The sequence below is a fragment of the Mycolicibacterium brisbanense genome (genome assembly GCF_001570425.1).
Lineage (GTDB): Bacteria > Actinomycetota > Actinomycetes > Mycobacteriales > Mycobacteriaceae > Mycobacterium > Mycobacterium brisbanense.
In genome coordinates this window covers 1-22,221 of record NZ_BCSX01000056.1, presented here as the reverse complement: position 1 = coordinate 22,221, position 22,221 = coordinate 1, and the positions used below count along the sequence as shown (strand labels likewise).

Below are 22,221 nucleotides of genomic sequence, written 5' to 3'. Positions count from 1 at the left end.
GCTGCTGTGACGGTCGCGTTGCTCACCGACAAGTACGAGCTGACCATGCTCGCCGCCGCGCTTCGCGACGGCACCGCGCACCGTCAGACGACGTTCGAGGTCTTTGCCCGCCGGCTGCCCGAAGGGCGCCGCTACGGCGTGGTCGCGGGCACCCAACGCTTCGTCGAAGCCTTGGGGCAGTTCAGGTTCGACGACACCGCATTGGCGACGCTGGATTTCCTGGACGACGCGACGCTGGCGTACCTCGCCGACTACCGCTTCCGCGGCGACGTCGACGGCTACGCGGAGGGTGAGCTGTACTTCCCCGGTTCGCCGGTGCTCTCGGTGCACGGCAGCTTCGGCGAGTGCGTGATCCTCGAGACGCTCGTACTGTCAATCTTCAACCACGACACGGCGATCGCCTCCGCCGCGGCCCGCATGACCAGCGCCGCGGAGGGCCGGCCGATGATCGAGATGGGCTCCCGGCGCACCCACGAGCAGGCCGCCGTCGCCGCCGCCCGCGCTGCCTATCTCGCCGGGTTCGCGGGCACGTCGAACCTCGAGGCCGAGCGCCGCTACGGCGTGCCCACGATGGGCACCGCGGCGCACGCCTACACCCTGTTGCACACGACCGCGTCGGGCTCCGACGAGCAGGCCGCGTTCCGCGGGCAGGTGGCCGCCCTCGGCACCGACACCACGTTGCTGGTGGACACCTACGACATCACCACAGGCGTTGCCAACGCGATCGCAGTCGGCGGGACCGAGCTCGGCGCCGTCCGCATCGACTCCGGCGATCTCGGTGTGCTGGCCCGCCAGGTCCGCACACAGCTCGACGGGCTGGGCGCCGCCTCGACGCGCATCGTGGTCTCGGGCGACCTCGACGAGTTCGCGATCGCGGCGCTGCGCGCCGAACCCGTGGACAGCTACGGCGTGGGCACCTCGGTGGTCACCGGTTCGGGTGCACCCACCGCGAGCATGGTCTACAAGCTCGTCGAGGTCGACGGCATCGGCGTGGCCAAACGCAGCAGCCACAAAGAGTCGCACGGCGGCCGCAAACAGGCACTGCGGCTGGCCAAGACCTCCGGAACCATCGTCGAAGAGGTCATCTATCCGTACGGGCAGCCCCCGCCGGTTCCATCAGGCCTGACTGCACGCACACTCACCGTGCCGTTGGTGACGGGCGGCGAGCCGGTGTCCGATGCGACGCCTGCCGAGGAACTCATCGCCGCGCGCGAGCGGGTCGCTGACGGGCTGCACAGCCTGCCGTGGGACGGGCTCAAACTCTCCCGCGGCGAACCGGCCATCGGCACCCGCATGGTGCCCGCCCAGGATCGTTAGGAGCTCCCACGCCGGAATCCGACTTTTCCAAGGACGTCACCGACCTGCTCGCGGTCGCCGTGGACGGACTGGGTGGCGCCCGCCGCACCGGTCAGATCGAGATGACACAGGCTGTCGCCCGCGCCTTCGAATCCGGTGAGCACCTGGCGGTGCAGGCCGGCACCGGAACCGGCAAATCGCTTGCCTACCTGGTCCCGGCGATCGCGCACGCCCTGGCCACCGAGCAGCCGGTCGTCGTCTCGACCGCCACCATCGCGCTGCAGCGCCAGCTGGTGGATCGCGATCTGCCCCGGCTCGTGGAGTCGCTGGCCGGTGCGCTCCCCCGCCGCCCCACCTTCGCATTGCTGAAGGGCCGGGGAAACTACCTGTGCCTCAACAAGATCCACAACGGTGCCGGCGAACCGGAGGACCGTCCGCAGGACGAGTTGTTCTCACCCATGGCCATCAGTGCGATGGGTCGTGACGTGCAGCGCCTGCTGGACTGGTCGTCGGACACCGAGACCGGCGACCGCGACGAGGTGATTCCGGGTGTGCCGGACCGCTCCTGGAGCCAGGTCAGCGTCTCGGCGCGGGAGTGCGTCGGCGTGTCACGCTGCCAGTACGGCACCGACTGCTTCGCCGAACGGGCCCGCGGCCTGGCCGGCGCCGCCGACGTGGTGGTGACCAACCACGCCCTGCTGGCCATCGACGCACTCTCCGATTTCGCGGTGCTGCCCGAGTACGAACTGCTGGTCGTCGACGAAGCCCACGAGCTGGCCGACCGGGTCACCGGGGTCGCCACTGCCGAACTCTCCCCGACGTCGATGGCCGTGGCGCATCGACGAGCCGCCAGGCTGGTGGATCCCGAACTCGCAGAACGACTCGAGGCCACCATCGCGACGCTGTCCTCACTGCTGCACGACACCGAGCCCGGCCGCATCGACGTGCTCGACGACGAGCTGGCCACCTATCTGACGGCCCTGCGCGATGCTGCCAGCAAGGCCAAGATGGCGATCGACACCGCGCCGAGCGATCCGAAGGCCGCGGTCGCCCGCAACGAGGCCGTGACCGCGCTGACCGACGTCGACGACACCGCCACCCGCATCCTGTCGTCATTCGTCCCGGCCATCCCGGACCGCACGGACGTCGTGTGGCTGGACCATGAAGAATCGCGCGGAAGCATCCGGACCGTCCTGCGGGTGGCCCCGCTGACGGTGTCAGGGTTGTTGCGCACCAGACTCTTTGACCACACCACAGCCGTGCTGACCTCGGCCACCCTGAGCCTCGGCGGCAACTTCGACGCCATGGCAAGGGCGTGGGGTCTGGCCAAGCCGGACGATTCCGAGGGTGCTACGACGCCGGGCTGGCGCGGCATCGACGTCGGGTCGCCATTCGAGCACGCCAAATCCGGAATCCTCTACGTCGCCAAGCATTTACCGCCACCTGGCCGCGACGGCACCGGCGACGACATGCTCGACGAGATCGAGGGTTTGATCACCGCGGCGGGCGGACGCACGCTGGGCCTGTTCTCCTCGATGCGGGCCGCGAAGGCCGCCGCCGAGGTCATGCGCGAGCGCCTCGACACCCCGGTGCTGTGTCAGGGAGACGACACCACTTCCGCTCTGGTGCAACAGTTTTCGGCCGATCCCGAAACCTCGCTGTTCGGCACCCTGTCCCTGTGGCAGGGCGTCGACGTGCCAGGGCCTTCGCTGTCGTTGGTGCTGATCGACCGGATTCCGTTCCCCCGTCCCGATGATCCGCTGCTGACCGCGCGACAACGGGCGATCAGCGCCCGCGGCGGCAACGGCTTCATGGCGGTCGCCGCCAATCACGCCGCGTTGCTGCTGGCGCAGGGCGCGGGCCGGCTGCTGCGCCACACCGACGACCGCGGCGTGGTCGCGGTGCTCGATTCCCGGCTGGCGACCGCCCGCTACGGCGGGTACCTGCGCGCGTCGCTGCCACCGTTCTGGTCCACCACCGACGGCGACCGGGTGCGCCAGGCCCTGCGCCGATTGCGTGGCGCCAGCTGAGATTGCGCGTTTTCACTATCCTGTAGCTCCATGAGTCGACGGCGCCTGGCCCGCATCGCGACCGCCGCGTGCGCGGTGTTGCCGGTCCTGTCCTGCTCGACGGTGTTGCAGGGCAATCCCGTCTCGGTGTTCGCCGATCCGTTCTCGGTGGCAGGCATGCCCGCGACCGACGGGCCCAGCGGGCTGCGGCCCAACGCCGAGGCGGGTTCGCGCGACGTCACCGGCACCGACAACGGCGACGTCGACAAGCTGGCCGGCGATGCCGTCAGCGACATCGAGGACTTCTGGCACAGCGCCTACTCCGACTCGTTCGACGGGTCGTTCGAACCGGTGTCCGAACTGATCTCATGGGACGCGCACGGATACGAAGGGCAGTTCTGTGGCGAGAGCACCTACGGGCTGGTCAACGCCGCGTTCTGCAAGCTCGACCGCAGCATCGGCTGGGACCGCGGCGTGCTGATGCCGTCGCTGCGCAAGGACGGCGGCGACATGGCCGCGGTGCTGGTGCTGGCCCACGAATACGGCCATTCGGTGCAGCAACAGGCCAAGCTCATCACCCGAGGAACCCCGACGCTGGTGTCCGAGCAGCAGGCCGACTGCCTGGCAGGCACGTACATGCGGTGGGTGGCCGAGGGCAACTCGCCCCGCTTCACGCTCAACACCGGCGACGGGCTCAACAATGTCCTGGCCGCGGTGATCGCGTTCCGCGATCCGCTGCAGAGCGAGGACGACGCGCAAGCCGGCGTCAACGAACACGGCTCGGCCTTCGAGCGGGTCTCGGCGTTCCAGTTCGGGTTCACCGATGGCCCGTCGGCCTGCGCCGCGATCGACGTCAAGGAGATCAAGCAGCGCCGCGGAGACCTCCCGGTGCTGCTACCGGAGGATCAGACCGGCGAGCTGCCGATCACCGAGAAGTGGGTGCGCGCGATGGTCGACGCGCTGAACACGATATTCAAACCGGCCAAACCGCCGCAGCTCAGCTTCTCGGCCGACGACGCGACGACCTGCCCCAACGCCAGGCCCAGTCCACCGGCCTCCTACTGCCCGGCCACCAACACCATCGTCGTCGACCTCAACGATCTCGCGGCGATGGGCGTCAAGAGCGAGGACGACGGCGCCATGGCGCCGGCCAACGGGGACAACACCGCCTTCTCGGTCCTGACGTCGCGGTACATGCTGTCCCTGCAGAGCGCACGTGGCGTACCGCTGAACAACGCGAAAGCCGCCCTGCGGACCGCATGCCTGACCGGTGTGGCCAACGCGAAGCTCAGCAAGAACCTGACGCTGAGCAACGGCGACAGCATCGTGCTGACGGCGGGCGACATCGACGAAGCGGTGTCGGGCATCCTCACCAACGGCCTGGTGGCCAGTGACGTCAACGGCGAATCGGTGCCGTCGGGTTTCTCCCGCATCGACGCGTTCCGGCTCGGTGTGCTCGGCGACGCCGAGCGCTGCTTCAAGCGATTCGACTGACGGCCGAGAACGATTCAGTTCGGCATGCGCAGCACGAAGCCGGACTCCAGCGCCACCCAAGCCGCGCCGTCCGGGCCGATCGACAGACCGTGGGGCTCACTGCCCGACGGCAGGTCGAAAGTGATCACCTCGCCGTCGTCACTGACTCTCGCCAATTGATCTGAGCCCCATAGGCTTACCCATACGCCGCCCGACGGGTCGGCGACCACGGCATGCGGTTTGCCGGGCAGATCCAGTTCCTGGATGGCATCGTCCATCGGGATTCGCCCCAACTTGTCGGCGCGGATCTCGGTGAACCACACCGCATCGTCGTGGCTCGCCGCGATTCCGACCGGACCCGCTGCGGGCGTGGGCAATTGACGCTTGGTGAGCGTGCCGCTACCTTGCCCTCCTCGCGTGCGGGCGAGGGTCAGCCTGCCGATCGCGTTCCCCTCGTTGAGGGTGAACCACAGTGCGTCGTCGGGGCCACGGGTGATCATCGACGGCACGCCACCCACGGTCGCCTCGGTGGTGATCTCACCGGCGGTGCTGATCCGGCCGATCACCCCGGACGTCATCGCCGTGAACCACAAAGCGTCGTCCGGCCCGGTGACTATGCCGAAAGGGGCGCTGCCGGACGGCAGTTCGAACTCCGACTGGTCACCCGCAGCGGTGATCCGACCGATCCGGTCGTCCCCGCTGCGGGTGAACCACAGCGCCCCGTCGGGCCCCGCGGTGATGATCGACGGTCGCGAACCCTCACCCACCGCATGGACGGTCACCTCGCCGTCGGCGGATATCCGTGCGACGGCCCCGGCATGCACCAGCGTCACCCACATGGCGCCGTCGCGGCCTGCCGTCAGCGCGTAAGGACCGCCGTCGACAACGAATTTGAGTGCTGAGCTCAAGCCAGCGTCACCAGTCCGAGTTCGTTGTCACCGGCCAGCAAGGGGTGATGCGGCAGCACTCGTACGGTGTAGCCCACCGGCCCTGCCACCGGCAGCGGCGTGGTGGTCGAGAACACCTCATTGCCGCCGTCGGCCGTCCCGGTGTGGGTCATCGACACCGTGACCGGCTCGGTGATCGAGTCGGTGGCGTCGACGCGGCCGAGCACGGCTTGGACTACCACCTCGTCGGGTGCCAGGCCCGCCAGTTGCACGGTCGCCGTCAGCGTGAGCTGTGACCCCAGCAGCGGCGTATCGGGCAGCCCGTAGCTGTCCACGTCGGTGATCTCGATCTTGGACCAGGCCAGCTGCGCGCGGCGCCGGTAGTCGGCCAGTTCGGCTGCGGCACCGAACGGTTCGCCCGAGGCCGGTTGGACGGTCTTGCGCAGCGACTGGGCGGCAGGCAGGTAGTACTTCTCGGTGTAGTCGCGCACCATCCGCGACGCGAGCACCTTCGGACCGAGCTCCTGCAGGGTGTGGCGGACCATCTCGACCCAGCGCGTCGGCACCCCATGTTCGTTGCGCTCGTAGAACTTCGGGGTGACCGCTTTCTCCAGCAGGTCGTAGAGTGCGGCGGCCTCCAGGTCGTCGCGGCGTCCCTCGTCGAGCAGCCCGTCGGCAGTCGGGATCTCCCAACCGTTTTCGCCGTCGTACCACTCGTCCCACCAACCGTCGCGGATGGACAGGTTGAGTCCGCCGTTGAGCGCGCTCTTCATACCCGATGTGCCACATGCCTCCAACGGCCGCAGCGGGTTGTTCAGCCACACATCACAGCCCCAGTACAAGAACCGGGCCATCGACATGTCGTAGTCGGGAAGGAACGCGATGCGGTGCCGCACTTCGGGCCGGTCGGCGAATTTGACGATCTGCTGGATCAGCGCCTTGCCACCGTCGTCGGCCGGATGCGACTTGCCCGCCACGATCAACTGCACGGGACGGTGCTCATCGAGCAGCAGCGCCTGCAGCCGCTCCGGATCACGCAACATCAATGTCAGCCGCTTGTAGGTCGGCACCCGGCGGGCGAACCCGATGGTCAGCACCGACGGATCGAAAGCCGTTGCGATCCAGCCCAATTCCGCATCAGAGGCACCGCGCTCCAGCCACGACCGGCGCAGCCGGTCACGCACGTCGGCGATGAGCGTCTCGCGCAACTGCGACCGGATCCACCACAGGTGCCCCGGGTCGACCTCCTGCAGTCGCTGCCACAGGGCCGGCTCGCGCAGCGACCCGAGATCATCGGACCCGATGAGCTCGCGGCCCAACGCCACCCACTGCGGCGCCGCCCACGTCGGGGCGTGCACGCCGTTGGTGATCGACCCGATGGGCACCTCGTTCGGATCGAATCCCGGCCACAGGTCGTTGAACATCTCGCGGCTCACCCGCCCGTGCAGCAATGAGACGCCGTTGGCCCGCTGCGCCAACCGCAGACCCATGTGCGCCATGTTGAACTTCGACGGATCGTCCTCGGCGCCGAACGCGATGACGCGGTCCAGCGGCACCCCCGGCAGCAGACGCGAATCGCCTTGTCCATCGGATGAACTGCCGAAGTACCGCTTGACCATGTCCACCGGGAACCGGTCGATGCCCGCGGGCACCGGCGTGTGGGTGGTGAACACCGTCGAAGACCGCACGACCGTCAGTGCCGTGTCGAAGTCCAGTCCGGCAGCGACCAATTCGCGGATGCGTTCGAGCCCGAGGAATCCGGCGTGGCCCTCGTTCATGTGGAACACCTCGGGCGCGGGCAGATTCTCTGCCTCGATGAACGCCCGGATCGCCCGGATTCCGCCGATACCCGCAAGGATCTCCTGCTTGATCCGGTGCTCCTGGTCACCGCCGTAGAGTCGGTCGGTCACCCCACGCAGGTCATGCTCGTTCTCTGGGATGTCAGAGTCCAACAGCAGCAACGGGATTCGGCCCACCTGCGCGATCCACACCCGCGCAGCCAGTTCACGCGAATCGGGCAGGGCGAGCGTCACCGTCACGGGTTCACCTGCCGCGTCGGTCAACAGTCGCAGCGGCAGGCCCTGGGGATCCAGAGACGGATAGTTCTCGTGCTGCCAGCCGTCGGCGGTCAGCGACTGCCGGAAATAGCCGGACCGGTAGTACAGCCCGACGGCGATCAGCGGCAAACCAAGATCCGACGCCGATTTCAGGTGGTCACCGGCCAGGATGCCCAGACCACCGGAGTAGTTGGGCAGCACCTCGGCAACACCGAACTCCATCGAGAAGTAGGCGATGCCCTTCGGCATCTCCACACCCTCGTCGGCCTGCTGCTGGTACCACAACGGGCGGGTCAGGTAGTTGTCCAGATCCGCGGCCAATCCGTCGAGACGGCTGACGAAGGACTCGTCACCGGCCAGCTCGTCGAGCCGCTTGGGACTGACGGCGCCCAACAACGCGACCGGATCTCCGCCGGCGGTCTTCCATAGCGCCTGGTCGATATCGGCGAACAGATCCTGCGTGGGCTTGTCCCAAGACCAGCGCAAGTTGATCGACAGGCGCTCCAGAGCCGCCAGCCGCTCGGGCAGATGGGCGCGGACAGTGAACCGTCGGAGGGCTTTCACGCGACATCACCTTACTGACAAATCGCGATCTCGCAGGCGATGAGTATTGGACCACACAAAACCACACCCGTGCAGGCCTGCGCAAAGGGAAATCAACACCTGCACTGCTTCTTCCCCGCCAGGTTCGACCGGACACTACGGTGGGTACTGGACGCGACAGGGCAGTTCAAAGGAACAGCGTTATCCAACGTGAGGAGTGACGGGTGGCCGGTCGTATCGGAATCGATGACGTCGCGCCAGCGATATCCGGTGGGCGTTTCCCCGCGAAAGCCGTCGTCGGCGAAGTGGTGCCGGTGTGCGCGACGGTGTGGCGTGAAGGCCACGACAAGGTGGCGGCCACCCTGGTCGTGCGCTATCACGGCACGGACTATCCGCGACTGGCCGACGGACCCACCCCGGCACCGCCGCCCGTACCGATCCAGGACGTCGTGGCCCCTGCCGCGCGGATCAAGCCGCAGGCGCTTCCGATGTCGCAGGGCCGCACGCCTGATGTGTTTCACGGCCAGTTCATCCCCGACCGGGTCGGCCTGTGGACGTTCCGGGTGGATGGTTGGGGTGATCCCATCGCGACCTGGCGCCACGCGGTAGAGGCGAAGCTCGAGGCCGGCCAGAGCGAAGGCGAACTGTCCAACGATCTGCTGGTCGGCGCGCGGCTGCTGGAGCGCGCGGCCGCGGGTATGCCGCACGACCTGCGCGAACCACTGCTGTCGGCCGCGGCTGCGCTATGGGAACCCGGTGATCCCTTCACCCGCGCCGGTGCCGCGTTGTCCGAGGAGGTCACCGGGCTGCTGGCGCAGTACCCGCTGCGCGAATTGCTCACGCGCGGTGAGCGGTACGGGGTGTGGGTGGACCGGCCGCTGGCCCGGTTCAGCTCGTGGTACGAGATGTTCCCGCGCTCCACCGGCGGCTGGGACGCCGATGGGCATCCCGTGCACGGCACCTTCGCCACCGCCGCCGACGCCCTGCCCCGGATCGCGCGGATGGGATTCAACATCGTCTACCTGCCCCCGATCCACCCGATCGGCAAAGTGCACCGCAAAGGCCGCAACAACTCGGTCACGGCCGCGCCCGGCGACGTCGGGTCGCCGTGGGCGATCGGCAGCGACGAAGGCGGCCATGACGCCGTGCACCCGCAGTTGGGCACGATCGACGACTTCGACGCGTTCGTCGCCGCCGCACGTGATCAGGGTCTGGAGGTGGCGCTGGATCTGGCCCTGCAGTGCGCACCCGACCATCCGTGGGCCAAGGCCCACCGGGAATGGTTCACCGTGCTGCCCGACGGCACGATCGCCTACGCCGAGAACCCGCCCAAGAAATACCAGGACATCTACCCGCTCAATTTCGACAACGACCCGGCGGGCCTCTACCACGAGGTGCTGCGCGTGGTGCGGTACTGGATATCCCACGGTGTCAAGGTGTTTCGGGTTGACAACCCGCACACCAAACCGCCGAACTTCTGGGCGTGGTTGATCGCCGAGGTCAAGAACGACGATCCTGACGTGCTGTTCTTATCCGAGGCGTTCACCCGGCCCGCGCGCCTGTACGGGCTGGCCAAGCTGGGGTTCACGCAGTCCTACACCTACTTCACCTGGCGCACATCGAAGTGGGAGCTCACCGAATTCGGCAAGGAGGTCGCCGAATACTCCGACTGCGCCCGGCTGAGCCTGTGGGTCAACACCCCCGACATCCTGCACGCGAGCCTGCAACACGGTGGCCCCGGCATGTTCGCCATCCGCGCGGTGCTGGCCGCGACGCTGAGCTCCACCTGGGGGGTGTACTCCGGGTACGAGCTCTACGAGCACCGGGCGGTGCGCGAGGGCAGCGAGGAGTACCTGGACTCGGAGAAGTACCAGCTGCGTCCCCGCGATTTCGAGGCAGCGCTGGCCGCGGGTGAATCACTCGAGCCATTTCTCACGCGGCTCAACGAGATTCGCCGGTTGCACCCGGCGCTGCAGCAGCTGCGCAACGTGACGTTCCACCACATCGACAACGATGCACTGCTGGCCTACAGCAAGTTCGACCCGATCACCGGCGACACGGTGCTGGTGGTGGTGACGCTCAACGCATTCGGCCCCGAGGAATCCACACTGTGGCTGGACATGGAGGCGCTCGGGATGGAGTCCTACGACCGGTTCTGGGTGCGTGACGAGATCACGGGTGAGGAATACCAATGGGGCCAGTCCAATTACATCCGCATCGATCCGGCCAAAGCGGTGGCACACGTGTTGAACATGCCGCTGATACCGCAGGACAAACGACTCGACTTGCTACGCAGGGAATGAGGGCACGATGACGCGAAGCAATCAACTCACCAATGCACAGCTGCGGCCCGACCCGTCGGATGTGCACCGGCTCCTCGCCGGCGAACACCACGATCCGCACGCGATCCTGGGCGCGCACGAATCGGGTGATCACACCGTCATCCGGGCCTACCGGCCGCATGCCGTCACGGTGACCGCGCTGATCGGTGGCGAGCGATTTCCGTTCGAGCACCTGGAATCCGGGCTGTTCGCGGTGGCGGTGCCCTACACCAACCTGGTGGACTATCGCCTGGAGATCGGCTACCCGGGCGCCGACGACACCGTCGACGTCCATACCACCGCCGACGCCTACCGGTTCCTGCCGACGCTCGGCGAGCTCGACCTGCACCTGTTCGCCGAGGGACGCCACGAACGGCTCTGGGAGATTCTCGGTGCGCACCGCCGGTCGTTCACCACACCGGACGGCGTCGTGGACGGCGTGTCGTTCGCGGTGTGGGCGCCTAATGCCAAGGGCGTCAGCCTGATCGGCGACTTCAACCACTGGGACGGCAACGAAGCCCAGATGCGGGTACTGGGTTCGACGGGCGTGTGGGAACTGTTCTGGCCGGACTTCCCGGTCGACGGGCTCTACAAGCTGCGGGTGCACGGCGCCGACGGGTCGGTCTCCGACCGTGCCGACCCGATGGCGTTCGCCACCGAGGTGCCCCCGCATACCGCGTCGCGCGTGTTCACCAGTTCCTACGAGTGGGACGACACCGACTGGATGACGCGGCGCGCCGAGCTCAATCCGGTGTTCGAGCCGATGAGCACCTACGAGGTGCACCTGATGTCGTGGCGTCCCGGCCTGTCGTATCGGGAGCTCGCCGAGCAGCTCACCGAATACGTTGTCGAACAGGGCTTTACCCATGTCGAGCTACTGCCCGTGGCCGAGCATCCGTTCGGTGGGTCGTGGGGCTACCAGGTCACGTCGTACTACGCGCCGACAGCACGCCTGGGCTCCCCCGACGATTTCCGGTACCTGGTCGACACCCTGCACCAGGCCGGGATCGGGGTGATCGTGGACTGGGTGCCCGCGCACTTCCCCAAGGACGCGTGGGCGCTGGGCCGGTTCGACGGGACCGCACTGTATGAGCACTCAGATCCTCGCCGCGGCGAACAATTGGACTGGGGCACCTACGTTTTCGATTTCGGCCGGGCCGAGGTGCGCAACTTCCTGGTCGCCAACGCGCTGTACTGGCTGCAGGAGTACCACGTCGACGGCCTGCGCGTGGACGCCGTGGCGTCGATGCTCTATCTCGACTACTCGCGGCCGGAAGGTGGTTGGACGCCCAACATCTACGGCGGGCGGGAAAACCTGGAGGCCGTGCAGTTCCTGCAGGAGATGAACGCCACTGTGCACAAAGCCGCCCCCGGCATCGTCACCGTGGCCGAGGAATCCACCTCGTGGCCCGGCGTCACCAGGCCCACAAACCTTGGTGGCCTTGGTTTCTCGATGAAGTGGAACATGGGCTGGATGAACGACACCCTGGACTACATCAGCCGTAACCCGATATACCGCAGCTATCACCACCACGAGATGACGTTCTCCATGCTCTACGCGTTCAGCGAGAACTACGTGCTGCCCATCAGCCACGACGAGGTGGTGCACGGCAAGGGCACGCTATGGGGGCGGATGCCCGGCGGCGATCACGAGAAAGCCGCCGGCCTGCGCAGCCTGCTGGCCTACCAGTGGGCCCACCCGGGCAAGCAGCTGCTGTTCATGGGCCAGGAATTCGGGCAGCGCGCCGAGTGGTCCGAGGAACGTGGCCTCGACTGGTTCCAGCTCGACGAGCAGGGCTTCTCCGGCGGCGTGCAACGGTTGGTGCACGACCTCAACGCGATCTACCGCAGCCACCCGGCGCTGTGGAGCCGCGACACCTCGCCCGAGGGCTACTCGTGGATCGACGCCAACGATTCGGCCAACAACGTGTTGAGCTTCCTGCGGTTCGGCGCGGACGGCTCCATCCTGGCCTGCGTGATCAACTTCGCAGGCACCGAGCACAGTCAATACCGGCTGGGTCTGCCGCACGCAGGCACCTGGAAGGAAGTGCTCAACACCGACGCCACGCTCTACAACGGATCAGGCATCGGGAACTACGGCGCGGTAGAGGCCACCGACGAGCCATGGCACGGCCGTCCGGCGTCGGCGGTCATGGTGCTGCCGCCACTGTCCGCGCTCTGGTTCGAGCCCGCCTAGTTCATCCGCCGAGCAGACACTGCGGTCCCCGAACATCGGCTCAGACTCAATCGGTGGTTGCAGCACCTGTTGTGTTTGGAGGTGTTGTTCGGTGGGGTTTCGGGAGCCTGGTTCGGCGGTGCCGGAGTCGGTGCGGGAGCGGTTTTGGGAGTCGGTGGGGTCGGGGCTGTCGGTGACGGCGGCGGCCACTGTTGCGGGAGTGTCGCAGCGGAAGGGGCAGCAGTGGGCCCAGGAGGCTGGTTATCGCGCTGACCGTGTGTATTGCGGGATCCGATATTCCCAGGCGGCCCGCGGTGTGTTCTGGGAGCAGATGTTCGCCGGCGCCACTGTGTCGGCGGCTGCGGTCACCGCCGGTGTGTCAGAGCATGCTGGTAAGCGGTGGGTGAAACAAGCTGGATACGTGCCTAGAACGGTTGGACCTGCCGATATCGAGCCCGACCTGTCCCCGCCGAAGGGACCGTTGTCGTTTCTCGAACGGTGCCGACTGGAACAGATCCTGCAGGACGGCCATACCCCGGTGCAGGCTGCCGAATTATTGAGCCGGCACAAGGACACTGTTTGTCGTGAGATCGCTCGGGGGGTGACCAACTCGGGGTATCGGGCGCGGGTGGGCCAGGATGTCGCCGAGGCCAACCGGCGGCGACCCAAGGAACGCAAGCTTGACGAGCACCCTGCGCTGTTGGGCGAGGTGGTGGCACGCTTGAAGAAGCGGCACAGTCCGGCGCAGATCGCGGCGCGGCTGCGGCAGGATTTCCCCGACGATCCGGAGATGTGGGTGTCACACGAGACGATCTACCAGGCCATGTATGTTCAGCCGCGCGGGGAATTGGCCCGGCTGGTCAAGAGCGCGTTGCGGACCGGCCGTACACAGCGAAAACCGCAGGGCCGCAACGAAACCAATCGGGGCAAGCTCAAAGGCATGATCAATATCAGTGAGCGCCCGGTCGAAGCCAAGGACCGGGCGATCCCCGGGCATTGGGAGGGCGACCTCATTTTGGGCAGCACTGCCTCGGGTTCGGCGATCGGCACCATGGTGGAGCGCACCACCGGATTCGTGATGCTGCTGCACCTGCCCGGCGACCGCACTGCCGAAACCCTGGCTGACGCCATGAGCGCCAAGGTCCCCGAGATTCCCGAGGTGCTGCGCCGCTCGCTGACCTGGGACCAAGGCAAAGAGATGGCTCTGCACACCAAGATCACCGAGGCCACCGGGCTGCCGATCTACTTCTGCGACCCACACAGCCCCTGGCAGCGTGGAACCAACGAGAACACCAACGGACTACTGCGCCAATACTTCCCGAAGGGCACCGACCTGTCGTTCTACGGGCCGGGCTGGCTCGACCAAGTCGCCGCCGAACTCAACGCCCGGCCACGCAAACGCCTCAAATGGCGTACTCCCGCCGAAGAACTCGACCGACTACTCTCAGACCCGTCCACATTCGCTGCAGCCACCGCCTGAATCCAAGCGGCGTGTCGGGGACCGCAGTGTCTGCTCGCGGGTGAAATCAGTAGAGCGCGTTCGCGAGGTTACGACGGCCGGCGACCACCTCAGGGTCAGCGGGGTCGAACAGGTCGAACAGCTCGATCAACCGCGTACGCACGGCGGTGCGCTCATCTCCAGCCGTCCGCTTGACGAGCGCGATCAGCCGGTTGAAGGCGGCCGAGACCTGCTGCTGCAGGATCTCGACGTCGGCTGCGGCGAACGCTGCCTCGATATCAGCCGGGTTTGCGTCGGCGACGGCCACCGCATCGGGGCGCTGCACGCTGGCCCGCTGCAGAAACGCGATCTGCCGGACTGCGCCCTTGGCCTCCGCGTGGTTCGGGTTGGAGTCGAGGATGGCCTGGTAGGCGGTCAGTGCGGCGGCGAAGTCACCGTTGTCCAAGTGGTCGCGGGCCGCCGCCAGCTCGGGATCGACCTGTTCGGCCTCCCCCTCCGGCCCGCCCTCGAGCTTGCCTGCCGTGGCCTGCAGCAGCGAGTCGACCCACCGACGCAACTGCTCGGGCCGCTGCGGACCCTCGAAGCTGGCGATCGGCTGCCCACCGGCAAGCGCGACGACCGTGGGCACACCCTGAATGCCGAACATCTGCGCGAGCCGTGGCGTGGTGTCGACATTGACGACCGCCAGGGACCACTTACCGCCGTCGGCGGCGGCCAAACCGGCCAGCGCATCGCCCAGCGCCGCGCTCGCCTCGCTCCGTGGCGACCACAGCAGCACCACCACCGGCACCTGGCTGGATCGGACCAGAACCTCGGCCTCGAAGTTGGCTTCGGTGACCTCGACCCCACCGGGTGCCGCGGACGCGGTGCCCTCAGCGGGCCGCTGCTTGAGTGCCGACAGATCAACCGCACCGGCCAGCGCCGGTCCAATGGAAGGACGTGGACGTGTCACGGCATCAAGTCTGTCACGTCGTTTCGGGGACTGCGCCTCCCGGTTGCAGCACCACGGCCGAGCCACCGGCCGGCGTGAGACGGGCCGTGCGATCAGCCCACATGACGAAAATCACACTGCCGAGGGGCACGATGCTGGCCAGCAACGCCAGGATCCAGGTGCCGACGCCCCACTTATGCGCGATCCCGACCAGCACGGCGGCCACCACGAACGCGATGAAGATGCCGCCGTGGATAGGCCCGAACACCTTGACACCGACCTCGGTGCGCGGGGTGCCCAGGTACTTGAAGTACATGCCGACCAGCAGGCCGGCCCAACTCACCGCCTCCGCGAGGGCGATGAGCCGGAACCAGCCCGAGACGGTACGCAGGTCGAAGGAGCGTGTCATGGCCGCCATTGTGCCCGAGCGGCCCGCCAGCTACTACACGGCGTCGTTGATAGCTGTCAGCGGCGCAGCACGAGCGCGTCGCCCTGGCCACCGGCACCGCAGAGCGCGGCGACGGCGTAGCCCGAACCCTTGCGCGCCAGCTCCAGCGCGGCGTGCAGCGTGATGCGGGCACCGGACATGCCGATCGGGTGGCCGATGGCGATGGCACCGCCGTTGACGTTGACCTTCGCCGGGTCCACCCCGAGCTCCTTGGTCGACGCGAGCGATACCGCAGCGAATGCCTCGTTGATCTCGATGACGTCCAGCTGGTCGGCCGTGATGCCTTCGCGGGCGATCGCCTTCTTGATGGCGTTGGCCGGCTGAGACTGCAGCGTGGAGTCCGGACCCGCGACGACACCGTGCGCGCCGATCTCACACAACCAGTTCAGCCCCAGCTCCTCGGCCTTGGCCTTGTTCATCACCACGACGGCGCAGGCACCATCGGAGATCTGCGACGACGAACCCGCGGTGATGGTGCCGTCCTTGCGGAAGGCCGGGCGCAGCCCAGCGAGAGACTCGGCTGTGGTGTTGGCGCGGATGCCCTCGTCCTCGGCGAACTCGATCGGGTCACCCTTGCGCTGCGGGATGGATACCGGCACCACCTCGTCGGCGTAGACGCCGTCTTTCCATGCCGCGGCGGCCTTCTGATGCGACTGTGCAGCAAACTCATCCTGCTCGGCGCGCGTGAACTTGTCGACCTCGTTGCGCTGCTCGGTCAGAGCGCCCATCGGCTGATCGGTGAACACGTCGTGGAGCCCGTCGTAGGCCAGGTGATCGAGCACGGTGACGTCGCCGTACTTGTAACCCTCACGGCTCTTGGGCAGCAGGTGCGGAGCCTGCGTCATCGACTCCTGGCCACCCGCGACCACGACGTCGAACTCGCCGGCCCGGATGAGCTGATCGGCCAGCGCAATGGCATCGATGCCGGACAGGCACATCTTGTTGATGGTCAGGGCAGGCACATCCCAGCCGATGCCGCCACCCACCGCGGCCTGGCGCGCAGGCATCTGCCCGGCACCGGCGGTGAGCACCTGCCCCATGATCACGTACTCGACGAGCGACGCGTCGACGCCGGCCTTCTCAAGCGCACCGCGAATGGCGATCGCACCCAGGTCACTCCCCGAGAAATCCTTGAGTGAACCCATCAATTTCCCAACCGGAGTGCGCGCTCCAGCAACGATCACCGACGTTGTCATTTGTTACCTCCAGTGGGTGGTTGAAAGAGCTGTGTGGCCGATCACACATTCCGCGAACATTCAAGTAAAGGTTACCGTTGCGTTATGACCACCGAACATGTCGATACCCGTCCGGCGCTCTCCAGCGCACTGGTGACCGCGATCGATCATGTCGGTATCGCGGTGCCCGACCTCGATGCGTCGATCAAGTGGTACCACGACAACCTCGGCATGATCGTGCTGCACGAGGAAATCAACGAAGAGCAGGGCGTACGCGAAGCGATGCTCTCGGTCCGCGGCGCCCCCAAGGGCAGCGCCCAGATCCAGCTGATGTCGCCGCTGGACGAGAACTCGACCATTGCCAAGTTCATCGACAAGCGCGGTCCGGGTCTGCAGCAGCTGGCCTACCGCACGAGCGATATCGACGCATTGAGCGAGCGGCTGCGCAGCCAGGGCGTGCGTCTGCTGTACGACGCCCCGCGCAAGGGCACCGCGAACTCACGGATCAACTTCGTCCATCCCAAGGACGCCGGCGGCGTGCTGGTCGAGTTGGTCGAGCCGGCCGCCGACTCGGATCACTGACCTCAAGACCATCTGCGCGTCGGACCCCGATTGGTCCGGTTCGCCCAGCAGGGCGTATGCCAGTGTCTGCGGTCGTCGACGGCGGCCTCTCCCATGTCCGCGGGCCATACCACGACATGTGCTGTGCCCGAACGAATTTCGTGGTCGCATCCGGGGCAGCGGTACACCTTGACCGCGCGTGACGCGGTGACGACGCGCACTTCGTAGTCGTAACCGTCAGGGCCCGTTTCGATTCGACGCGTCGACAACGTCGGCGGCAGCCTCCGAGGCTCTCTGCGTCGCCGTCCCATCAGAACAGCCGGTACTCGGTGCTGTCCATGCCGCGCATCTGGTCGTAATCCAATGTCACACAACGGATTCCACGGTCCATCGCCAGGGTGCGAGCCTGCGGTTTGATCTGCTGGGCCGCGAACACCCCCGCCACCGGCGCCAACACGCTGTCGCGGTTGAGCAATTCAAGGTAGCGGGTCAGCTGTTCGACACCGTCGATCTCGCCGCGCCGCTTGATCTCGACGGCCACCGATCCGCCGAGTTCGTCGCGGCACAGCAGGTCCACGGGCCCGATCGCGGTCGGGTACTCGCGGCGAACCAGCGTGTAACCGGTGCCCAGCAATTCGACGTGTTCGGCCAGCAGAGCCTGCAGATGTGCCTCCACGCCATCCTTGACCAGGCCCGGGTCGACGCCGAGCTCGTGGCTGGAGTCATGCTCGACGTCCTCCACGGTGATCCGGAGTTGCTCGCCGGCCTTGTTCTCCACCACCCACAGCAGGTTCGCCCCGCCGGAGTCTTCCTCGGTGACCCAACATGGCGGAGACATCCAGTTCAGCGGCTTGTAGGCACGGTCGTCGGCGTGCACACTCACCGAACCGTCGGCCTTGAACAACAACAGCCGGCGGGCGGACGGAAGGTGTGCGGTCAGCCGACCCACATAGTCGACAGTGCACTGGGCAATCACGAGGCGCACCCGAACCACCTTAAGGGCACGACGAACGAACTAGGCTGACGCCTCAATGATGGCCGACAAATCCGTGGCGAAGCGGCTGGGCTGGGTCCTGGAAACCCTGACCCGGCAGAGCAGCAGACTCCAGGACGAGCCGGCGTACGGATCGTGGATCCTGGGCCGGGTGTCGGAGAGCCAGCGCCGGCGCCGCGTGCGGATCCAGGTCATCCTGACGACGTTCGTCATCGTCGCGAACCTGCTGGGCATCGGGGTTTCGCTGCTGATCGTCACGCTGGTGTTCCCGACCCCGAGCGTGTTCGCGCCGGAGGTCCGGTTGATCACCTTCGTCGTCGCCCCGGCGTACGTCGCCGCAGCGTTGGTCGTCGGCGTGGTGTGGGCGACCAACCGGGTGATCAACTATGTGCGGTGGTCGCTGCAAGGACGGCCACCGAGCCGTGAGGACCAGCGCAACACCTTCCTCGCTCCCGGCCGCCTGACCACGGTCCTGTTGATCCTGTGGGGCGTCGGCACCGCGCTGCTCACCACGCTCTACGGTCTGGTCGACAGCAACTACATCCCGAAGTTCCTGCTGGGCATCAGTTTTCCCGGCATCGTCATGTCAGTCAGCTGTTACATGTTCACCGAGTTCGCGCTGCGTCCGGTAGCCGCTCAGGCGCTCGAGGCCGGCCCGCCACCGATACGGCTGTCCTCGGGCATCATGGGCCGCACCATGGTGGTGTGGGCACTGGGCTCCGGTGTACCGATCCTCGGCATTCTGCTGGCCGCGATGTTCGCGCTGGTGCTGCAGAACCTCACCCCCACCCAGTTCGCGGTCGCCGTCATGGTGCTCGCAATGTTCGCGCTGGTGTTCGGTTTCATCCTGATGTGGATTGCCACCTGGCTGACCGCGGCGCCCATCCGCGTGGTCCGGGCCGCGCTGCGACGCGTCGAGGACGGCGATCTCAACACCAACCTGGTGGTGTTCGACGGCACCGAACTCGGTCAGATGCAACGCGGTTTCAACTCCATGGTGCAGGGGTTGCGAGAGCGCGAACGCGTGCGCGATCTGTTCGGCCGCCACGTCGGCCGAGAGGTGGCCGAGCTGGCGGAAAAACAGAAGCCGGTGCTCGGCGGCGAAGAACTGCACGCCGCAGTCATTTTCGTGGATGTGATCGGTTCGAGTCAGCTGGTGACGAGCAGGCCGGCGACCGAGGTGGTCACCCTGCTCAACCGGTTCTTCGCTGTCATCGTCGACGAGGTGGACCGCCATCAGGGTTTGGTCAACAAGTTCGAGGGCGACGCGGTGCTCGCGGTGTTCGGTGCCCCAGTGCGCCTCGAGCGCGCCGAGGACGAAGCACTGGCCGCAGCCCGCGCCATCGCCGAGCGGCTGCGCAGCGCGGTGCCAGAGCTCTCCGCCGGCATCGGCGTGGCGGCGGGCCAGGTGGTCGCCGGCAATGTGGGTGCGAAAGAACGCTTCGAGTACACGGTCATCGGCGAGCCGGTCAACGAGGCGGCCCGGCTGTGCGAGTTGTCCAAATCCGTGCCTGGTCGGCTCGTCGCGTCATCGGACACCATTGCCAATGCCACCGATGCCGAGAAGGCACGTTGGTCGTTGGGCGACACCGTCACGCTGCGTGGCCTCGATGAACCGACCCAGTTGGCGGTTCCGGTCTGAACCGGGCAGTCCCAACCGCCACGACGATGTCGTTTTTCCGCTAGTTCCGTCGGCCTTCTCGTGCCATCGTTGCAGGTGTGCACGAGGATTTCGAACGCTGTTACCGGGCCGTCCAGTCGAAGGATGCCCGGTTCGACGGCTGGTTCGTCACCGCGGTGCTCACCACGGGAATCTATTGTCGCCCTAGCTGCCCGGTGCGTCCGCCGCTGGCGCGCAACATGCGCTTCTACCCCACCGCCGCCGCGGCACAGGCTGCCGGCTTCCGGGCGTGCAAACGGTGTCGGCCGGACGCATCACCGGGATCCCCGGAATGGAACGTGCGTGGCGACGCAGTCGCTCGGTGCATGCGGCTCATCGCCGACGGCACCGTCGACCGCGAGGGCGTCACGGGTCTGGCAGCACGCGTCGGCTACACCACGCGGCAGCTGCAACGCATCTTGCAGGCCGAACTGGGCGCCAACCCGCTGGCGCTGGCCCGCGCGCAGCGTGCCCAGACCGCGCGGGTGCTGATCGAGACCACCGAATTGCCTTTCGGTGACGTCGCTTTCGCGGCAGGCTTCGCCAGTATCCGCCAGTTCAACGACACGGTCAGGGCCGTGTGCGATCTGACTCCCACCGAACTGCGCCGGCGTGCGGCGACCCGATTCGCCCGCGACGAGCCCACCGCACCCGGGGTGATCTCGCTGCGGCTGCCGGTCCGCATGCCGTTCGCGTTCGAGGGCTTGTTCGGTCACCTGGCGGCCAGTGCGGTGCCCGGACTGGAGGAAGTACGCGACGGCTGGCTACGCCGCTCGCTGCGGTTGCCACACGGCCACGGCGTCGTCAGCCTGCAACCGCAGCCCGATCATGTCCGATGCCAATTGGTGCTCGACGACTTCCGCGACCTGGCCGCCGCTATCGCGCGGTGCCGACGGCTGCTGGACCTCGATGCCGATCCCGAGGCGGTGGTCGACGCGCTGAGCACCGATCAGGACCTGGCCACTGTGGTGGCCAAGGCACCCGGCCAACGCATCCCTCGCACCGTCGACGAAGCCGAGTTGGCGATCAGGGTGGTGCTTGGCCAGCAGGTATCCATCAAAGCCGCACGCACCCACGTGAGCCGGCTCGTGAAGGCCTACGGGCAGCCCATCCGCGACGACAACGGCGGACTGACCCATGCCTTCCCCGACGTCGCGGAGCTCTCCGAAATCGACCCGGCCCACCTGGCCATGCCCGCCGCGCGTCGCCGGACGGTCAGTGCGCTGGTTCATGCGTTGTCCGACGGACGCCTGGCCCTTGACCCCGGTTGCGACTGGACGGCAGCCCGTGAGCAGCTGTTGGCGCTGCCCGGGATCGGACCGTGGAGTGCCGAAGTGATCGCCATGCGCGGGCTCGGCGATCCTGATGCCTTCCCGGCCCGCGACCTCGGCGTGAGATTGGCCGCTGAACAACTCGGCCTGCCGTCGGAGCAGACCGCCCTGACCCGTTACAGCGCCCGCTGGCGGCCTTGGCGGGCGTACGCGACGCAGCACCTGTGGACCACCCTCGACCACGCAGTCAACGAGTGGCCGCTGACTCACCAACAGCAGGATCTGACAGTTCAGGAGACACGATGACCACACTGCAATGCCGGTCTGTGGACAGCCCCGTCGGGCCGCTCACCTTGGCAGGACGCGATGGCCGATTGATGCACCTTCGAATGGTCGACCAGACCTACGAGCCGAGCCGAGACGGTTGGGAGGTCGACGACTCAGCCTTTCCCGACGCCGTCGAACAGTTGGCAGAGTACTTTGCCGGCGAGCGCACCGTATTCGACCTGGAATTGCACATGGTCGGCACGGCTTTTCAACAGCGCGTGTGGGCCGCTCTGCAATCGATTCCGTACGGCGAGACCTGCACATATGGAGATATCGCTCGCGAAATCGGATCGCCGGGCGCATTTCGCGCGGTCGGCTTGGCCAATGGGCACAATCCCATTGGAATTGTGGTGCCGTGCCATCGGGTAATCGGCGCGAATGGCAGCCTCACCGGATATGGCGGCGGGCTGGACCGCAAAAGAGCACTATTGGAATTGGAGAAAAGCCGCCGAGAACCGGCGCTTTTCGATTAATAGAATTGAACGCACAAATGCCCGGGCCCCCAATGTGATTGGGGGCCCGGGGCTTAATGTGTGTTCGGCGGTGTCCTACTTTTCCACCCGTGTGGGTAGTATCATCGGCGCTGGCAGGCTTAGCTTCCGGGTTCGGGATGGGACCGGGCGTTTCCCTGCC

At 66.9% G+C, this 22,221-nt stretch carries 17 protein-coding genes and 1 rRNA gene; 10 read left to right on the top strand and 8 right to left on the bottom strand.

Features of this window, described 5'->3' with window-relative positions; all coding sequences use genetic code 11:
- The first annotated feature begins 6 nt into the window (after nucleotides 1–6).
- The 3 genes from RMCB_RS32800 to RMCB_RS32790 are packed head-to-tail and all read left to right on the top strand — an operon-like array spanning nucleotide 7 to nucleotide 4,799.
- Nucleotides 7–1,317 carry a nicotinate phosphoribosyltransferase gene (locus tag RMCB_RS32800; protein ID WP_062832049.1) on the top strand — a complete coding sequence of 437 codons (1,311 nt, stop codon included), beginning with the start codon at nucleotides 7–9 and terminating at the stop codon, nucleotides 1,315–1,317.
- 44 nt (nucleotides 1,318–1,361) lie between these two features.
- Nucleotides 1,362–3,326, top strand: coding sequence for an ATP-dependent DNA helicase (locus RMCB_RS32795; protein WP_062832279.1), 1,965 nt, complete (start codon nucleotides 1,362–1,364; stop codon nucleotides 3,324–3,326).
- A 30-nt stretch (nucleotides 3,327–3,356) separates the two neighbouring features.
- Complete coding sequence (locus RMCB_RS32790; protein ID WP_062832048.1) at nucleotides 3,357–4,799, top strand: neutral zinc metallopeptidase; 1,443 nt, start codon at nucleotides 3,357–3,359, stop codon at nucleotides 4,797–4,799.
- Nucleotides 4,800–4,813: 14 nt separating this feature from the next.
- Here the strand turns inward: RMCB_RS32790 and RMCB_RS32785 are convergent, their stop codons facing one another.
- Nucleotides 4,814–5,686 (bottom strand): Vgb family protein, encoded by an 873-nt coding sequence (locus tag RMCB_RS32785; protein ID WP_062832047.1) that lies wholly within the window; start codon nucleotides 5,684–5,686, stop codon nucleotides 4,814–4,816.
- Nucleotides 5,683–8,286, bottom strand: coding sequence for a glycosyltransferase family 1 protein (locus RMCB_RS32780; RefSeq protein WP_062832046.1), 2,604 nt, complete (start codon nucleotides 8,284–8,286; stop codon nucleotides 5,683–5,685). The genes RMCB_RS32785 and RMCB_RS32780 overlap by 4 nt, the downstream gene beginning before the upstream one ends.
- Nucleotides 8,287–8,489: 203 nt before the next feature.
- On the opposite strand from RMCB_RS32780, the gene RMCB_RS32775 reads away from it, so the two are divergent.
- From RMCB_RS32775 to RMCB_RS32765, 3 genes are all read left to right on the top strand, one after another.
- The gene (locus RMCB_RS32775) at nucleotides 8,490–10,568 is read left to right on the top strand and encodes an alpha-1,4-glucan--maltose-1-phosphate maltosyltransferase (protein WP_062832045.1); all 2,079 of its coding nucleotides are present in this window, start codon (nucleotides 8,490–8,492) and stop codon (nucleotides 10,566–10,568) included.
- 7 nt (nucleotides 10,569–10,575) lie between these two features.
- Nucleotides 10,576–12,783, top strand: coding sequence for a 1,4-alpha-glucan branching protein GlgB (gene glgB, locus RMCB_RS32770; RefSeq protein ID WP_062832044.1), 2,208 nt, complete (start codon nucleotides 10,576–10,578; stop codon nucleotides 12,781–12,783).
- 310 nt (nucleotides 12,784–13,093) lie between these two features.
- Nucleotides 13,094–14,242 (top strand): IS30 family transposase, encoded by a 1,149-nt coding sequence (locus RMCB_RS32765; RefSeq protein ID WP_109784507.1) that lies wholly within the window; start codon nucleotides 13,094–13,096, stop codon nucleotides 14,240–14,242.
- A gap of 46 nt (nucleotides 14,243–14,288) precedes the next feature.
- On the opposite strand, the gene RMCB_RS32760 is transcribed toward RMCB_RS32765, so the two are convergent.
- From RMCB_RS32760 to RMCB_RS32750, 3 genes are read right to left on the bottom strand one after another with little or no spacing between them, the layout of a single operon-like run.
- A complete protein-coding gene (locus RMCB_RS32760; protein ID WP_062832042.1) occupies nucleotides 14,289–15,173 on the bottom strand; it encodes a tetratricopeptide repeat protein in 885 nt (294 codons plus the stop codon).
- A gap of 13 nt (nucleotides 15,174–15,186) precedes the next feature.
- The gene (locus RMCB_RS32755) at nucleotides 15,187–15,570 is read right to left on the bottom strand and encodes a DUF3817 domain-containing protein (protein WP_062832041.1); all 384 of its coding nucleotides are present in this window, start codon (nucleotides 15,568–15,570) and stop codon (nucleotides 15,187–15,189) included.
- A gap of 47 nt (nucleotides 15,571–15,617) precedes the next feature.
- On the bottom strand, nucleotides 15,618–16,796 hold the full coding sequence (locus tag RMCB_RS32750) for an acetyl-CoA C-acetyltransferase (RefSeq protein WP_062832040.1): 1,179 nt from the start codon (nucleotides 16,794–16,796) through the stop codon (nucleotides 15,618–15,620).
- A gap of 84 nt (nucleotides 16,797–16,880) precedes the next feature.
- Here RMCB_RS32750 and mce point away from each other — a divergent pair, with 84 nt between their 5' ends.
- The gene (mce, locus tag RMCB_RS32745; RefSeq protein ID WP_062832039.1) at nucleotides 16,881–17,357 is read left to right on the top strand and encodes a methylmalonyl-CoA epimerase; all 477 of its coding nucleotides are present in this window, start codon (nucleotides 16,881–16,883) and stop codon (nucleotides 17,355–17,357) included.
- Between the two features lie 2 nt (nucleotides 17,358–17,359).
- On the opposite strand, the gene RMCB_RS36740 is transcribed toward mce, so the two are convergent.
- Both RMCB_RS36740 and nucS read right to left on the bottom strand, forming a co-directional pair.
- Nucleotides 17,360–17,647, bottom strand: a complete 288-nt coding sequence (locus RMCB_RS36740) for an Rv1322 family protein (protein ID WP_072278587.1) — start codon at nucleotides 17,645–17,647, stop codon at nucleotides 17,360–17,362.
- Complete coding sequence (gene nucS / locus RMCB_RS32735) at nucleotides 17,647–18,321, bottom strand: endonuclease NucS (protein ID WP_062832038.1); 675 nt, start codon at nucleotides 18,319–18,321, stop codon at nucleotides 17,647–17,649. The genes RMCB_RS36740 and nucS overlap by 1 nt, the downstream gene beginning before the upstream one ends.
- Before the next feature lie 46 nt (nucleotides 18,322–18,367).
- Between nucS and RMCB_RS32730 the strand changes: the two genes are divergently transcribed.
- From RMCB_RS32730 to RMCB_RS32720, 3 genes are all read left to right on the top strand, one after another.
- Nucleotides 18,368–19,972 carry an adenylate/guanylate cyclase domain-containing protein gene (locus RMCB_RS32730; RefSeq protein WP_062832037.1) on the top strand — a complete coding sequence of 535 codons (1,605 nt, stop codon included), beginning with the start codon at nucleotides 18,368–18,370 and terminating at the stop codon, nucleotides 19,970–19,972.
- Nucleotides 19,973–20,049: 77 nt separating this feature from the next.
- Nucleotides 20,050–21,567: a DNA-3-methyladenine glycosylase 2 family protein gene (locus RMCB_RS32725; protein WP_062832036.1), complete on the top strand. Its 1,518-nt coding sequence runs from the start codon at nucleotides 20,050–20,052 to the stop codon at nucleotides 21,565–21,567.
- The gene (locus RMCB_RS32720) at nucleotides 21,564–22,061 is read left to right on the top strand and encodes a methylated-DNA--[protein]-cysteine S-methyltransferase (protein ID WP_062832035.1); all 498 of its coding nucleotides are present in this window, start codon (nucleotides 21,564–21,566) and stop codon (nucleotides 22,059–22,061) included. The genes RMCB_RS32725 and RMCB_RS32720 overlap by 4 nt, the downstream gene beginning before the upstream one ends.
- A gap of 62 nt (nucleotides 22,062–22,123) precedes the next feature.
- On the opposite strand, the gene rrf is transcribed toward RMCB_RS32720, so the two are convergent.
- Nucleotides 22,124–22,221: ribosomal RNA gene (gene rrf / locus RMCB_RS32715) — 5S ribosomal RNA — on the bottom strand; the annotation flags it as partial.